Genomic DNA, 15,142 nt, shown 5'->3' with positions numbered 1-15,142 from the left:
CTCTCGATCCGGCACAGGATAGGTCGCAATCCTAAGTCGCTGCAATCATTCACCTGCGCCATCCACCGCGCGGGAAGCACCGTCGAACCGATAGGCCAGCGCATCCCCCTCGACCGCGACTGCGATCGACCGCACCTCGTCGCCGCGCATCCGCCGTTCCAGCAGCGCGACCGACATGTCGGGCAGCATCGAGTTGGTCAGGATCGCATCGATCATCCGCCCGCCCGACGCCGCTTCGGTGCAGCGGTCGACGATATGGTCGACCACCGCCGGATCGATGGTGAGCGTAATGCCGTGATTGTCGCGAATCCGCCGCTCGATCCGCCCCAGGTGCAGCCGGACGATCCCGGCGAGCATGTCCTTGCTCAGCGGATAATAGGGCAGCACCGACAACCGCCCGAGCAACGCCGGCGGAAACACCTTCAGCAATTCGGGCCGCAGTGCCGTCGCCAGCGCATCGGGGGCCGGGGCGGTTTCTTCATCCTCGGTCAGCGTCGCGATCAGGTCGGTGCCGACGTTGGAGGTCAGCAGGATCACCGTGTTGCGAAAATCGATGTGCCGCCCCTCGGCATCGTTCATGAACCCCTTGTCGAACACCTGGAAGAACATCTCGTGGACGTCCGGATGCGCCTTCTCCACCTCGTCCAGCAGCACCACCGAATAGGGCCGCCGCCGCACCGCCTCGGTCAGCACCCCGCCCTGCCCGTATCCGACATAGCCGGCGGGCGCCCCTTTCAGCGTCGAGACGGTGTGCGCCTCCTGAAACTCGCTCATGTTGATGACGATCATCGAATCGTCGCCGGAAAACAGCAGTTCGGACAGCGCATGTGCGGTCTCGGTCTTGCCGACGCCCGACGGGCCGCACAGCATGAACACGCCGACCGGCTTGGCCGGATTGTCCAGTTTCGCCCGGCTGGTCTGGATACGCTTGGCGATGGCGTCCATCGCATGGTCCTGCCCGATCACCCGCGCCTTCAACGCGGTGCCGATAGTCAGCACGCTTTCGATCTCGTCCTTGACCATCCGGCCGACCGGGATTCCGGTCCAGTCGCCGACCACTGCTGCGATCGCATCGCTATCGACCACGCCGAACACCATCGGGTCGTCGCCCGCCGCATCGCGTGCCGCCGCCAGCGCGGTATCCAGCGCATCGCTGTCGTCGCCGTCCCGCGCCGCGCGCACTGCGTCCAGCGCATCGCGTTCGGCGGTCCATTTCGCCTCGACGGTTTCGACTGCGGCCCGCGCGGCACCGATCGCCTCGTCCAGTTCGGCCAGCCGGTCGTCGCGGCGATAGCGTTGCTGCGTCTCGCGCTCGACCACGCCGCGCTCCGCCTCCAGCAGTTCCAGCCGCCGCCGCCGGTCCTCGACCGCCGCCGGGGTCGCGTGCTGCGACACCGCCACACGCGCGGCGGCGGTGTCGAGCAGGCTCACCGCCTTGTCCGGCAGTTGGCGCGCGGGTACGTAACGCTGCGACAGGGTGACTGCCGCCGTCACCGCCTCGTCCAGTACCACGACGCCGTGATGATCCTCCATCGCGCCGACCACCGATCGCAGCATGTCGACCGCGACGTCCGCCTCCGGCTCGGCGACATCGACCGGCTGGAACCGGCGGGTAAGGGCCGGGTCCTTTTCGAAATACTGGCGATATTCGGCATAGGTCGTCGCGGCGATGGTGCGCAGCCGTCCGCGCGCCAGCGCCGGTTTCAGCAAATTGGCGGCATCGCCTGTTCCCGCCTGCCCGCCCGCGCCGACCAGCGTATGCGCTTCGTCGATGAACAGGATCACCGGGCTGGCAGCGCCTTCCACCTCGTCGATCACCTGCCGCAGCCGCTTCTCGAACTCGCCCTTCACCCCTGCGCCGGCCTGCATCAGCGTCACGTCCAGCGCGCGGAGCGTCACGCCCTTCAACGCGGGCGGCACGTCGCCATCGGCGATGCGGCGGGCGAACCCCTCGACCACCGCCGTCTTGCCCACGCCTGCCTCGCCGATCAGGATCGGGTTATTCTGTCGGCGCCGCAGCAGCACATCGATCAGCTGGCGGATTTCGGCATCGCGCCCGACCACCGCGTCGATCTCGCCCGCGCGGGCCTTGGCGGTCAGATCGGTCGAATAGCGTGCCAGCGCCTCACCCGCCGGGGCCGGGCCGCTCGCTGCGGCCGGAGCGGCGGCATCGCCTGGCGCGACCGCGCTCGTTTCCGTCGACGGCTTTACGATCGCATCGAACTCCGCGCCCAGCCGGTCGGCGGCGATCTTGCGCCATTCGCCGCTGGTCGCGAACAGCGCATTGCGCAGCGTCGGCGTCCTGAGCATCCCGTAGAGCAGATGCCCGGTGCGCACCTTCCCCGCCCCGAATTGCAGCGACGCGTAGAGCCAGCCCTTTTCGATCGCCTCCTCGACCTGCGGCGCGAAGTCGGAAATGGCGGAAGCCCCGCGCGGCAATATGTCGAGCGCGCCGACGATATCGCGCGCCAGCACCGCATCGTCGATGCCGAACGCCGCGCGGATGGCGGCAATGTCGCCGGTCGAATCCTGCACCAGCAGATGCAGCCAATGGACCAGCTCGACATAGGGATTGCCGCGCATCCGGGCGAAACCGGTGGCGGACTCGATCGCCTGCAACGCGCTGGGATCGAGGCGTCCGAACAGGGCGGTACGGCTGATGTCGGTCATGCTGATCCTTGTGGGTCGACGGGTTGAATGCGGAGGAGCGAAAGGATGGCGCGGTACCTGTCGGCGTTGCCACGATTATGCATGGGTACCGTTGCCGTCATGCGCCCCCGCTCCCGCGCCATTGGTCCCCCGTCGCAAATGCGCGTCCCGCCGCACTCCCGTGCCGCCGCCCAGCCAGCCGCTCCACCCGAGTCGCGTCGCTCCGTCCAGCCGCGCCGGCGTCGCCTCCGCCGCGTCGATCTCCAGCGCGACGTCCCATTCGAGGTGGCTGGGGGCGAAGGCGTCGAGCGCCTCCGACAGCACCCGGAACCGCGCGCCCGACGGCATCAGCGCCGCATAATCCGCTGCCGATGTCGCGCGGATCACGACGCGGAACGCATCGCTCACCACCTTCGCCCGTCCGCCCAGCATCACCTCGTCGCCCAGCCGGGCGAACTGCCGGCCCAGCCGGGTGCGGTCCTCCGCATCGATGTCGCGCCAGCGCGGCTGATATTCCTCGACCCGCACCGCCTGCCCCAACAGGTGTGTCAGCGCATCCTCGATCGCGCCGGCGCTGCGCCGCCCGGCGAACAAGGCGGCATAATGCACCCGCCCCGCCGCCGGGAATGCCGCATCCGCGCCTACCCCGTCGCCCGCCCCGGTCAGCCGCGCCAGCCCGTCGGCAAAGCGATCGTCCTCCGGTCGGTCGGCCTGCGCCGCCGGCTGCGAATCGCTCCATGCGCGAAAGAAGAACTGCAGCATCCTGCCTGCCAACAGGTCGAGCCACTTCCCGAACGGCCGCGACCGGGCATAGCGCCGCTCGAACGTCGCGAATTCGGTCATGTGCTGCGGCAACGGTCCCATCGGCCCGGTCAGCCCCAGCCAGTATCCGCCGACCCGCGCCCGCCCGTCGCGTATCTCGACCTCGGCGAGCGTCGAATCGGGGAAGGCCAGCGAGGGGACCTGATTCAGGTCGGCGACGCTCTGCGCCGGCCGCCGCGCCCGCCCGACGCGGGGCAGGTGCCGCGCCCGCGCCTCCGCCCCCCGGACGATCGGGAACAGCCCGAACCGTCCGGCATCGGCCGCCGCCTCGGCCAGAAAGGTCAGATGGTCGGTCGGCGACCGATCCTCAGCGGCCATCGCTGAAACTCCCCTTCATTGGCGCTTGCGACCCAGGTTTCGGTGAAACTGTTGATGCTGCTGAATTCGGCCAGAAAGCGTTCGAGGACGGCGGAGAACAGGAACATCCGCCCCTTGTCGAACGCGGCATCGTCCAGCGTCACATGGATGCGGTGGCCGCGCGCGATCGACATGCGGTCCATGCCCGGCACCCGCCGCGCGACCCGTTCGGAGCGGATCGCCGTCACTCCGTCGACCTGCCGCCGCGACGCCGCATCGTCCTGCCGCCCATAGAGCGCCAGATGATCGCGCAGCACGCCCGGATCGCTGCCGTCCTGCGGCGCCAATGTCGTGTAATTGGGCGTCAGGTGGCCGATCAACCGCCACGCGGCGTCGCCCAGGCCCATCGGCGCCTGCGGCCGGGTCGGCGCGCGCAGCACGCTGACGGTGCGCGCCGGCACGCCGGATACGGTAAAGTGATGCTCGCCGCGAAAGGTCAGCAATTCGGGCAGCTCGCGATTGGTGACCAGCGCCCGCACCGCCAGTTCGTCGACCCCGTCCAGCCGCGATGCATCGCCCGGCGAGGTCAGCGCGATCCACGTCTCCGTGCCGGTATATTCGCCCCGCCGCCGCAGCCGCCGTTCGCGGGTCGACAACCGGCGCGGGCGCAGCTGCGTGGTGTAGAACAGCGCCTCGTTCCAGTCGTACAGCAACGCGCCCGGCGCATAGAGCGGCGCCACCGTGCGCGCATCGACATTGTTCGCGGCATAGGCCTGCACGTCGAGGATGCGGAATACCTCGTAATCCAGCGGTCGGGCGCGGTCGGGCACGACATGATGTTCGTGGTCGAACTTCGACACGCGCACCCGCCCCAGCTGCTTTTCGAACAGGTTGATCGCCGGCGTCGCAAACAGGCGGAAGTTCGAAGGGTCCAGCGCATTGTGCAGAATCTGCGCCGATCGCGAGAAGAGCAGCACCACGTCGCACGCCGTCGGGCTGACCCGGAACGCGCGACCCAGCCCCTTCAGGTCGACGAACAGAAAGCGTTCGGGACAGGCGAAATATTCGGTCAGCAGGCGATAGCCGCGGAACGAGCGCAGTTCGGGCGGCAGCAGCGCCTGATCGTCATCGAACCCGACCTGTTCGGGCGCGGGCAGGCGCATCCACCCCTCCGGTCCCGCCGCCGCATCGGCCGACCGGGCGATGGTCGCCACCGTTTCGCCGACGATCTGGCGATAGAGTTCGGCCGGCACCGCCTCCGATCCCGCCAGATAGAGCGGCAGCGTACCGGGCAGCACCTGCGGCAGCGCCGCACCGCCGGTCGTTTCGAACCGCAGGCGCAGCCCCGCTTCGGCGCGCACATCGGCGGCGGTGGCGAAGGGGGCGACCGCCGCACGGCTAGGCAGATATTCGGCCTGCGTAATCTTGAGCGGCCACAGCGTCACGTCCTGACCGGTGCGGAACTCGACCGGCACCCCGTTCTGCTCGGTCGCGGTCGCGGTCAGCGGCGTGCCGCGTGGCACGACATAGCCCTTGGTCAGGATCGGATCGCCGTCCTTCGGCTCGAACCCGGCAATGCACATCGACGGAGTAGGCGCCAGATAATGTGGCTGGACGGCGTGCAGCAAATGGTGGGTAAATTCGGGATATTGGTCCGCGATCTTCAGCTGCACGCGGGCGCCGAGATAGGCGACCCCTTCCAGCAGCCGTTCGACATAGGGGTCGGGATCGGTCGGGGTCTTCAGCCCCAGCCGCCCGGCCACCGCCTCATGCTCGATGCCGAACGCCCGCGCCTCTTCGCGCAGATAGGCGAGTTCGTCGTTGTAATAGCGCAGCAGGCGCGGATCGATGCCGGTGGTCATTCGCGCACGTTGACCGAGGCGGTTTCGGCTTCGACCTCGGTACGGAACTTCACCGGCATCGTCTGCGCCGCCGCGGTGATGTCCCCCTGGATCAGATAGGTCAGCGCGTGCGGGTCGCTCGGGTCCTCGACCGGATCGACCGTCAGCCCCTCGCGCGACAGGCGCGGTTCGAACAACCGGATCGCCCGCCGGATCTCCCGCGCCCGCGCCAGTACTGCGCGCCGGTCGAGCGTGCGGCCGGCAAGGTCGCTCAGCCCATAGTTCAGCACCGATTCCCGGACATGCGGATAAGGTTCGAGATCGACCAGCGATTCCAAGCTGGTGGTGTTGAACAGCCACGCCAGATCGCGCCGGATCGTGGCGCGCAGCGCGGTTTCGTTGAACCGTTCCAGCTTGGGCACCGAGTAATAGCGGAATTTCTCCCGCGCGACGGCGGGTGCGGTGTCTTTGTCGTCGCGCATCCCCGAAATATCGAGATCGGCGACCAGCTTGTCATAGAGTGTCGGCGTCAGCCGTTGCCGCACCGCCACGGGATCAGCCGAGGTCGACCGAGCGGACCGAAAACAGACCGCGATCCTCGCCATCGGATGCGGTCCACAGCCGCTGGCCGACGCCGGTGCCATCGTCGCGCCATCCGGTCGCCCGCACGGCGAGTTCCGCCGGATCGTCGGACAGGTCGGGGTAGCGCGCCGGCAGCAGCGCAGCGATGCGCGCGCCTGCCTTCAGCGTCAGTTCGACCGGATACCACACGATGTCGCGCAGGTCCTTCGGCCCCTCCGACGTCATCTTCGCCACCGCATCGAACGGCAACAGGCCATAGCGCCCACCGACGATCGCCTCCATCACCGGGCCGAAGCGCGGATCGGCATCGGCGATCCAGTCGACCGCGACGCCATCGAGCGTACCGGGGGTATCGGGGGCGGCATCGAACGCCGCCGCGCGGACGTCCTCAGCCTGTGTGGCCGCACCGGTCGCCGCCAGTTGCAGCGCCTCCGCCACACCCTCGGCCCAGTCCGACCCGCCATGAATGATCGCGCGCTCACGCCCGGCCATCACCGCCGCGCGCGTCGCCTCCGCATCGATCGCCTGGCCGTAAACGACCGACAGCATCTGCGCTTCCGGCGACAATTGCGCCAGCGCGGTCAGATGCGTCTTCGCCTTGGCCCAGTCACCCTGCACCGCCAGCAGCTGCCACAAAAACAGTCGGGTCGGGACATGACCCGGATCGGACTTGACGACTTCGACCAGGGCACGGCGTGCCCCGTCGAAGTCGCCTGCCCGCAGCAGGTCGTCGGCCTTGGAACCAGTGTCGACGACCGCTGCCATCGCGTTAGCCCGCCTCGTTCTGGCGGATGTCGTAATAGGCGGTGACGACGCCGCCGTCCTTGCCACCCTGCGCGTTCTGCGCCTGATAGTCGAAGGTCACCTTCGCACAGTTGAACGTGACCGATTCCATGATCGCATCACCACCCGACGCACCGTTGTTGTGGATGTCGGACACGATGATGTCTTCGAGCTTGATCTTGTAATAGGTCAGCGGGTTGTTGCCGTCGCCCGCCTTCTGCGAATAGATGATCGCTTCCTTGATGTGCTTGCCCGAAGCGCAATGCTTGAACAGCAGCGGCGACGACTTGTCGACTTCCTTCTGGATGCGGATGTCGGAGATTTCGGCCTTGCCCGAACCACCGCCGGCACCGCCGCTGTGGAACGAACCATGCTGCACCGCGCCGAAATCGAACGAGATGATGTCGATTTCGCCCTGGTGGTTCTTCTTGGACGATTCACCGTGGACACCGTCAATTTTGAGAAACAGATCGACTGCCATTGACTTACTCCTGTTACAAACCGTGAAAGCCCGGACGAAAACCGATCACGTCAGGACTTGGGCAAGCGTGAAACCATGCTCAGCGCCACATCCATCCCTTCGAGCTGGTAGTGCGGCACGAACATGAACTTCCCCTTGTAGTAGCCTGGGTTCTCCTCATCCGGGATCACCTCGATCTTGGCCTGCTTCAATGGCAGGCGGGCCTTGGTTTCCTCGTTCGATGTCGTCGGCGAACCGTCGACATATTGGAGGACCCAATTGTTGAGATCGCGCTGGAGCTGTTCGGCCTCCCGCGATCCGCCGACCCAGTCGCGCACCATGCATTTCAGGTAATGCGCGAAGCGGCAGCTGGCGAAGATATAGGGCAGACGCGCCGACAGGTTGGCGTTGGCGGTCGCCTCCTTCTTGTCATAGGCGGCGGGCCGGTGGACGGTCTGCGCGCCGATGAACGTCGCCTGGTCGGTATTCTTGCGATGGACCAGCGCCATCAGCCCGGCGGCGGAAAGCTCCGCCTCGCGCCGGTCGGAAATGGCGATCTCGGTCGGGCATTTGTAATCGATGCCGCCCTCGTCGGTCGGGAAGGCCGCGGTCGGCAGCTCCTCTACGGTGCCGCCCGATTCCACGCCGCGAATGCGGGTGGTCCAGCCATAGGTGTTGAACGCCTCGGTGATGCGCGTGCCCATCGCATAGGCGGCGTTCAGCCACAGATGGCTGTCATGCGCCCCGCCGGCGTCCTCCTCGAAATCGAACTCCTCGACCGGTTCGGTCTTGGCACCATAGAGCGGACGCCCGAGGAAGCGCGGCAGGGTCAGCGCCAGGTAACGGCTGTCCTCCGACGCGCGGAACGAGCGCCAGGCGCCGTAATCGGTCGCATCGAACAGCTTGCCCAGGTCGCGCGGGTTCGACAGCTCGGTCCAGCTGTCCATGCCCAGCAGCGACGGCGCGGCGGCGGCGATGAACGGCGCGTGGCTTGCCGCACCGATCCGCGACAGCCCGCGCATGACCTCCAGATCGGGGGCGCTGTGGTCGAAGCTGTAGTCGCAGACGAACGCGCCATAGGGCTGGCCGCCCAGCTGGCCGAACTCGTTCTCGTAGATCTTCTTGAACAGTGGGCTTTGGTCCCACGCCGCGTCGCGATACTGGCGGAACATCCGCCGCGCCTCTTCCTTCGACATGTTCATCACGCGGATTTTCATGTCTTTGCCGGTCGAGGTGTTCATGACGAGGTAGTTGAGGCCCCGCCATGCCGATTCCATCGCCTGGAATTCCGGGTGATGGATGATCTGGTTGATCTGTTCGGTCAGCTTGCGGTCGATCGCCGCGCGCATCGCGTCGACCGTCGCGAACACGTCGCCGCCGACGATCTGCGCATTCGACAGCGCCTGTTCGGCCAGCGTCTGCACCGCCTGTTCGATGCGCGACCGGCGTTCCTCGGTCGCGGGCTTGAATTCCTTTTGCAGCAGCGCCTGGAAATCGCTCACTTCCTCCGAAGTGGCGGGCGCGGTGTCGTTGGTCTGGCTGAAGGCTTCCTGGGCCATGGTCCGCTCCTGTTCGCTACCGGGGTTCAGGCCTGGGGTGCCGACGGGGTGCCGTCAGCCTCGCTCCGCGCCGCCGCCCGTTCGGCGAGCAGCGCCTTCAGCAGCGCCGGATCGTTCAGCACCTTGTCGAGCAGGTCCTGCGCGCCATGCTTGCCATCCATGTACGACAAGAGGTCTTCCAACTGGGTCCGCGCTTCGAGCAGCTTGGCGAGCGGTTCGATCCGCTTGGCGATCTGGCCCGGAGAGAAGTCGTTCATCGAATTGAGCGTCAGGTCGACCGCCAGCTTGCCTTCACCGGTCAGCGTGTTGTCGACGGCAAAGGCGACGCGGGGGGCGATCGCCTCCATTCGCTGGTCGAAATTGTCCATGTCGAAATCGACGAATTCGCGCGATTCGGCGGCCTTCTTGTCCTTCAGGCTCTTTCCCGACAGGTCGGACATCACGCCCATGACGAACGGAAGCTCGACTTTCTGGCGTGCGCCGTAGGTCTCGACTTCGTATTCGATATGCACTCGGGGCTTGCGATTCTCCCGAATGAAACGCTGCCCGCTCTTGATCGCCATGTATCCGCATCCCTTCTGAACGTTTCGGCCGGACCTTTATTTTGCCCGGCGCTGCGATGTCGCACCGGAATTACATCATGTCTGGACCGCCGCCGTCTTCGTTTCTGGATCGCAATACGCTCAAGGCCTCGTTTCGGCTCCCTGGCGCAATGTCATCTAGGATCGAAACGAAGTCCATTGTGATCCACCCCTTGATTCGGACGAGTGCTATCGGAATCGGGCTGGATGGTTCGGCCCGTGCATAATAGTCGACGATGGAATCGATTGCGCGCGCCACATCGTCGCGCGACGCGATCCGACCCGGCGTCGCAGTAGGCGCCCTGCCGGACCGCTCCGAGGATTCTGGCGCTTCGCCGGACGCCGTCTCGACGGTCGGTGCCGCTACCGCGAAACTGTCCAGCGCCGCGATGATCGAATCGATCGTGTCATAGGTCGCGGCGAAATTGGTACCGGTCTGCCCCACCGCTTCCGATCGTTCGGACAGGACCCGATCGGTGCGCAGGATCGCAGCCCGAACCTGTTCCAGCTGCGCGCGTTCCTCGGCGATGCGGTCGAGCGGCGTATCGGCCAGCGCCGCGCGGAACGGGCCGTAACCATCGGCCGTCGCCCCTTCGGCAGCGAAGCGTTCGACGTCGCCGCCCGAAAAACTGCCCAGCCGCGGGTGATCGATCAACGGCACGCGACGCAGCGGCGCGAGGAACTCGCCGATCCGCACCAGCGATTCGCACGCGCCGCGCCGCCCCTCGACCCCATATTCTTCCATGGTCGGATGCACGCTGTCCCAGAACCGCTCGACATAGCCGGCCAGCAGGTCGAGCGCGTCACCGACCACTGCCAGCCGCCCCGCCCGCGCGCCGGCCCGTGCCAGATAGACCGCGAGCCAGAGGTCGCGGGTCTGCGCCATCTGATCCACGATCGCACGGATCGTCGCATCCCAATCCACCTCGTCCGGCGGAGTCGCGAACGCCTGTTCGATCGTTTCGCGCGCGGGATCATAGGACAGGTCGGGGCCGGCGGGCGCATCGTCCGACACCGGCTGCAACAGGGTTTCTCGGTCGATCATGGTCACGGCCCCGCCGGCGCGATCAGGAAATCAGCTCGGCTTCGACCCGTCGGTTGGCAGGATTGGCGGCACTGCGTCCGGGCAGCGGTTTGGACGATCCGAACCCCCGCGTCTCCAGCCGCGCCGGCGCAACGCCGCGCGCGATCAGATAGTCGGCAACACGCTGCGCCCTACGCACCGACAGCGGCACGTTGATGCCGCGCCCGCCGCGCTCGTCGGTATGCCCCTCGATCCGGAAACGGCTGCCCTGCAGTTCGGGCATCATCAGCGACCGGGCAAAAACCTGCGCCGACGCCTCGCCCGCCGGGGTCAGCCGGTCCGAATTGAGTTCGAACCCGATCATCAGGTCGGCGCGGCGTCCCGAACCGGGATTGGCGGTCGGCGCGGCGGCGGCGGCATAGGCCCGCGTCCCGACGCTGCGCCCGGTCCGGCTGCCGCGTTCGGCGACAGCGGCGCTGCGCGTCGTCCGACGCTGCGTCCGCGCGACCGGCGCAGGTGTCGACGGCGCCGCATCCGCACCCTCACCCGGCCGGGCGAGTCGGAACCCGCGCGTTTCGGGGGCGTCGCGGGTCACGCGGTCGGGCGTCGTGCCGTCGCATTTGCCGGCAAAGGTGCAGAGATATCCTTCCACGGTCGGGGTCCGCGCAGGCTGCGCCTGTCCGGCAAGCACCGGAGTCGCGATCAGGCCCGCCATGGAAAACAGTGCGAAGCGTAGCGTCATAGTCTCGTCCCCTTCCGGTTCCGATAACGATTAGGCCCCCGCCCTGTTGCCACATTCTAGCCGCGATTCGCGATGGATCACAATCCCGAAACGACCGTTTGATTTGCAAGCCATTGTACGGTGGCGGGACGAACGATAGGTTCGCGGGCAGGGACAAGGCAGTTCAGCCGGTTTTTACAGCAGGCTGTCGCGCACGCAGGAGTAGCTGGTGGCGGACGCAGGGCAACGGCTCACCCAGATGGCGATCGACGTCGGCGACGAACAGGTCGTGTTGCAACGGATCGAGAGCGAGGAGCGGCTCGGACGCCCCTTCACGGTGCGTGCGACGATCATCTCGCCGCTCGAACTCGACCTGTACCCCCATCTCGGCAAGCCGGCGGGACTGGCGGTGCTGGAGGATGGCGAACTGCTGCGCCGGTTCCACGGGCTGGTGACGGCGGGGGAATATGTCGAGGAAAAACCCGATGGCCATCATTATCGCCTGACGATCGAACCCTGGACCTATTATCTGGCGCAGAACCGCCAGATGGCGATCTTCCAGGACAAGACCGCGGTCGAGATCATCCAGGCGGTGATCGAGGGCGCAGGCATCCAGGACGTCGACTATACCCGCCTCGCGAAACCGCGCGTCACGCGGGGCTATACCGTCCAGTATCGCGAGAGCGATTTCGATTTCGTGTCGCGGCTGATGGAAGAGGAGGGCATCTATTACTTCTTCCGCCACGATGCCGACCGGCATGTGATGGTGCTGTGCGAGGGGCCGGCGTCGCACCAGCCGGGCAACCCGCCGCAGTTGCGCTTCAACGCCAACGCGATGTCGGTCTTCACCGCCAATTCGAAGAGTCGGTTCGACGCCCCGCGCGACATCCTGCAGACCTGGGTCGAACGCGTTGCGTCGAGCGGGCAGGCACGGGTGACGGTGCGTGATTTCGACTTCGAATCGCCCGACCAGCCGCTGGCCAGCGAATCCACCGGACAGGGCGGCCACCCGCGCGACGACCGTGAGATTTTCGTCTATCCCGGCCGCTATACCCGCGAAAAGACCGGGCGCGGCGACCAGGAAGCGACCGGGCGCGAACGCGGCCAGACGCTGCTCGACGCACAGCGGGCCAATCGCCGCGTCTTCACGGGCACCAGCCAGGCATCGGGCATCACCACCGGACAGCGGCTGGACGTCGCCGACCATCCCGCCGACCGGCTGAACGGAGCCTATATGGTGATCGCCGCGACCCATTCGATCGCTGCCGAAGCCTATCGCTCGGGCGAGCAGGAGGATGAGGAGCCGTACAACGTCAAGTTCGAGGCTGTACCCGCCGACACCGTGTTCCAGTCGCCGGCACAGACGCCGCGCCCGCGCGCGCAGGGCCTCGAGACCGCGATGGTCACCGGACCTGCGGGCGAGACGATCTATACCGATGAATATGGCCGGGTGAAGATCCGCTTCCCCTGGGACCGCGCCGACACGCCCGGCGAACGCTCGACCTGCTGGGTGCGCGTGTCGCAGACCGGTGGTTTGGGCAACGTCATCCTGCCGCGGGTGGGGCATGAGGTGCTGGTCGATTTCCTCGACGGTGATCCCGATCGGCCGATCGTCATGGGCCGGGTGTTCAACCGGTCGCACATGCCGGTCTATGACCTGCCGGCCAACAAGACGCGGGCGGTGTGGCGGACCCTCACCTATGGCGCGTCGGGCGAATATCCGGAGACGGAGGCGCTCGACAGCGGACAGGGCCGCACATCGAACGAAATCCGCTTCGAGGACAAGGGCGGACAGGAGGAACTGTTCATCCACGCCGAACGCGACATGAACAGCCGCGTCCGCTTCGATGAATCGCGCCATGTCGGCCATAACCAGAACCGCCGCGTCGGGCTGGACCGCACGACCAATATCGGCCGCGACGATACCAGCGCCATTGTCCGCGACCAGACCACCAGCATCGGTCGCGACAGCAAGACCGACGTCACGGGCAAGCGCGAGACGCACGTCATCGGCACCGACGCGCTGCTGGTCGACGGCGCGCTGTCGATCGAATCCAAGACGCAGATCACCATCCGCGTGAAGAATTCGAAGATCACCATCGGCCCCGACAGCATCACGATCCAGTCGCCGACGGTGAATGTGCAGGCGAACGAGACGGCGGTCGTCAACGCCCCCGACACGCGGGTCAACGGCGCGACCGCGCTGTTGCTGAACGGCGCACGCACCGACATCAATCCCGAGGGGGGCGGTTCCTTCGGCGCGCCCGAGGCGCTCGGCCCGGCGGCGGGTGATGGCGGGCAATGACGCTGACCCTGTCGGTCGTTGCCGGCCCCGCCACGGCCGCACCGCTTGCGATCGATCGCCGCGACGCGACGATCGGCCGGGCGGACGGATGCGACTGGATGCTCGCCGATCCGACGCGGCATCTGTCGTCGCGCCATTTCGATATCCGCTTCGACGGCAGCGACTATCGTCTGACCGACCGTAGCACCAACGGCACCTTCCTCGCCGATAGCGGCCAGCGGGTGTCGCCCGACCACGTGATCCGCGACGGCGACCGCTTTACCGCCGGCCCGTTCACCATCCTCGCCCGGATCGATCGTCCGGCAACGGCGGCGGGCGGATGGGGCGGATGGAACGATACTACACCGCCTGCGCCAGCCTCCGCCAAGGACGGCTGGGCGCCGGCGGAGACGGGTGCGGCCAGCCCCGGCTGGGGCCCGCCCCCCACCGCCGGACGCAGCGGCGGCAGCGCCGGCTGGCAGCCGCAGACCGGGCCTTCGCTCGCCCGTCCGGAAGCGCACCGCGCGCCGGCAACTGCATGGGGTCCACCGCCCGAACGCGCCTCGGGCTGGGCCACGCCCGCCGCCCCGGCGGCGCCGGTGGTGTCGACGTGGGACAGCGCCGGCCCCGTGCCCGACCCTGCATCCGCCTGGTCCAGCGCCGCGCCCGATCGCCCGCCCGCGCCGTCGCCCGACGATCTGTGGGGTCGCATCGCGGAGGGGAATGTGGTCGATTGGGCGCGCGGTGGTTTCGGCCAGCCGGTCGAGGCGCCACGCGATCCGCTGGGGCTGCGCCAACCGCCGACCCCACCCCCTCCGCCCGCCAGCGCCCCCGCCGTTACCCACGCCCCGCCACCGCCCCCGGCCACCGGCGACGGCGATGCCTTCGTCGCCGCGCTTGGGATCGATCCCGCGCGACTCAGCCCCGAGGCGGCCGAACGCGGCGCGCTGCTGTTCCGGCGGCTGGTCGCCGGGCTGGTCGTGATGCTGGAGGCGCGCGCACGGGCGAAGGCGCAGCTGGGCGCGGAGGCCACCGCCTACAGCCCCGAAGGCCACAACCCGCTGAAGTTCGCGCGCAGCCCCGACGACGCGCTGACGATGCTGCTGGGTGCCGAACAGCCCGGCTTCATGCCCCCCGACCGCGCGGTCGAGGATGCGTTTCGCGACCTGCAGTCGCATCAGGTCGCGACGCTGCGTGCGATGCAGGGCGCCCTGCGCACCACGCTCGAACGCTTTGCCCCGTCCGCGATCCGGGCGCGGGCAAAGGATGGCGGCGTGCTGGAACGGGTCCTGCCCTCCGCCCGTGATGCCGCGCTGTGGCAGGCCTATGAACGCGAATTCGGCGGCGTGGCGCAGGGGTCCGACGAAGCATTCCTCGACATGTTCGCCAAGGAATTTCGCGAGGCCTATAACGCACAAGGCCCCACCCCCCGCGCCTGACCCTGGCCGGCAGCCGCCGGTCGATGCCCGCACGACGGATCGCCGGGGCTGACGCTCGCGCCGATCGCGGTTAGGATACGGACAGCGAGGATCGCGGATC

At 67.5% G+C, this 15,142-nt stretch carries 12 protein-coding genes; 2 read left to right on the top strand and 10 right to left on the bottom strand.

Annotated elements, in window-relative coordinates; translation table 11 throughout:
• Nucleotides 1–45: 45 nt before the first annotated feature.
• The 10 genes from tssH to QZ755_RS07160 form a co-directional block, all read right to left on the bottom strand.
• The gene (gene tssH / locus QZ755_RS07205; RefSeq protein ID WP_294321297.1) at nucleotides 46–2,670 is read right to left on the bottom strand and encodes a type VI secretion system ATPase TssH; all 2,625 of its coding nucleotides are present in this window, start codon (nucleotides 2,668–2,670) and stop codon (nucleotides 46–48) included.
• Nucleotides 2,671–2,745: 75 nt separating this feature from the next.
• Nucleotides 2,746–3,789 (bottom strand): type VI secretion system baseplate subunit TssG, encoded by a 1,044-nt coding sequence (tssG, locus tag QZ755_RS07200; protein ID WP_294321294.1) that lies wholly within the window; start codon nucleotides 3,787–3,789, stop codon nucleotides 2,746–2,748.
• Nucleotides 3,753–5,630: a type VI secretion system baseplate subunit TssF gene (gene tssF, locus QZ755_RS07195; RefSeq protein WP_294321291.1), complete on the bottom strand. Its 1,878-nt coding sequence runs from the start codon at nucleotides 5,628–5,630 to the stop codon at nucleotides 3,753–3,755. Before tssF ends, tssG begins: the two co-directional genes overlap by 37 nt.
• Nucleotides 5,627–6,154, bottom strand: coding sequence for a type VI secretion system baseplate subunit TssE (gene tssE, locus QZ755_RS07190; protein WP_294321288.1), 528 nt, complete (start codon nucleotides 6,152–6,154; stop codon nucleotides 5,627–5,629). The genes tssF and tssE overlap by 4 nt, the downstream gene beginning before the upstream one ends.
• A 10-nt stretch (nucleotides 6,155–6,164) precedes the next feature.
• Nucleotides 6,165–6,956, bottom strand: a complete 792-nt coding sequence (locus tag QZ755_RS07185; protein ID WP_294321285.1) for a type VI secretion system accessory protein TagJ — start codon at nucleotides 6,954–6,956, stop codon at nucleotides 6,165–6,167.
• 4 nt (nucleotides 6,957–6,960) lie between these two features.
• Nucleotides 6,961–7,455 carry a type VI secretion system tube protein Hcp gene (locus QZ755_RS07180; RefSeq protein WP_294321282.1) on the bottom strand — a complete coding sequence of 165 codons (495 nt, stop codon included), beginning with the start codon at nucleotides 7,453–7,455 and terminating at the stop codon, nucleotides 6,961–6,963.
• Between the two features lie 50 nt (nucleotides 7,456–7,505).
• The gene (gene tssC, locus QZ755_RS07175; RefSeq protein ID WP_055758047.1) at nucleotides 7,506–8,993 is read right to left on the bottom strand and encodes a type VI secretion system contractile sheath large subunit; all 1,488 of its coding nucleotides are present in this window, start codon (nucleotides 8,991–8,993) and stop codon (nucleotides 7,506–7,508) included.
• Between the two features lie 26 nt (nucleotides 8,994–9,019).
• Nucleotides 9,020–9,556 carry a type VI secretion system contractile sheath small subunit gene (gene tssB / locus QZ755_RS07170; protein ID WP_294321278.1) on the bottom strand — a complete coding sequence of 179 codons (537 nt, stop codon included), beginning with the start codon at nucleotides 9,554–9,556 and terminating at the stop codon, nucleotides 9,020–9,022.
• A 70-nt stretch (nucleotides 9,557–9,626) separates the two neighbouring features.
• A complete protein-coding gene (locus QZ755_RS07165; protein WP_294321276.1) occupies nucleotides 9,627–10,619 on the bottom strand; it encodes a type VI secretion system ImpA family N-terminal domain-containing protein in 993 nt (330 codons plus the stop codon).
• A gap of 22 nt (nucleotides 10,620–10,641) precedes the next feature.
• On the bottom strand, nucleotides 10,642–11,340 hold the full coding sequence (locus tag QZ755_RS07160) for an OmpA family protein (RefSeq protein WP_294321274.1): 699 nt from the start codon (nucleotides 11,338–11,340) through the stop codon (nucleotides 10,642–10,644).
• Between the two features lie 208 nt (nucleotides 11,341–11,548).
• On the opposite strand from QZ755_RS07160, the gene tssI reads away from it, so the two are divergent.
• Together tssI and tagH are read left to right on the top strand one after the other, a co-directional pair.
• Nucleotides 11,549–13,624: a type VI secretion system tip protein TssI/VgrG gene (gene tssI, locus QZ755_RS07155; protein WP_294321271.1), complete on the top strand. Its 2,076-nt coding sequence runs from the start codon at nucleotides 11,549–11,551 to the stop codon at nucleotides 13,622–13,624.
• Complete coding sequence (tagH, locus tag QZ755_RS07150; protein WP_294321268.1) at nucleotides 13,621–15,042, top strand: type VI secretion system-associated FHA domain protein TagH; 1,422 nt, start codon at nucleotides 13,621–13,623, stop codon at nucleotides 15,040–15,042. Before tssI ends, tagH begins: the two co-directional genes overlap by 4 nt.
• Nucleotides 15,043–15,142 lie beyond the last annotated feature (100 nt).

Source organism: uncultured Sphingomonas sp., from assembly GCF_913776855.1.
GTDB lineage: Bacteria > Pseudomonadota > Alphaproteobacteria > Sphingomonadales > Sphingomonadaceae > Sphingomonas.
Note: the sequence above shows the minus strand (reverse complement) of the source record. Positions and strands in the feature narration are given on the sequence as shown.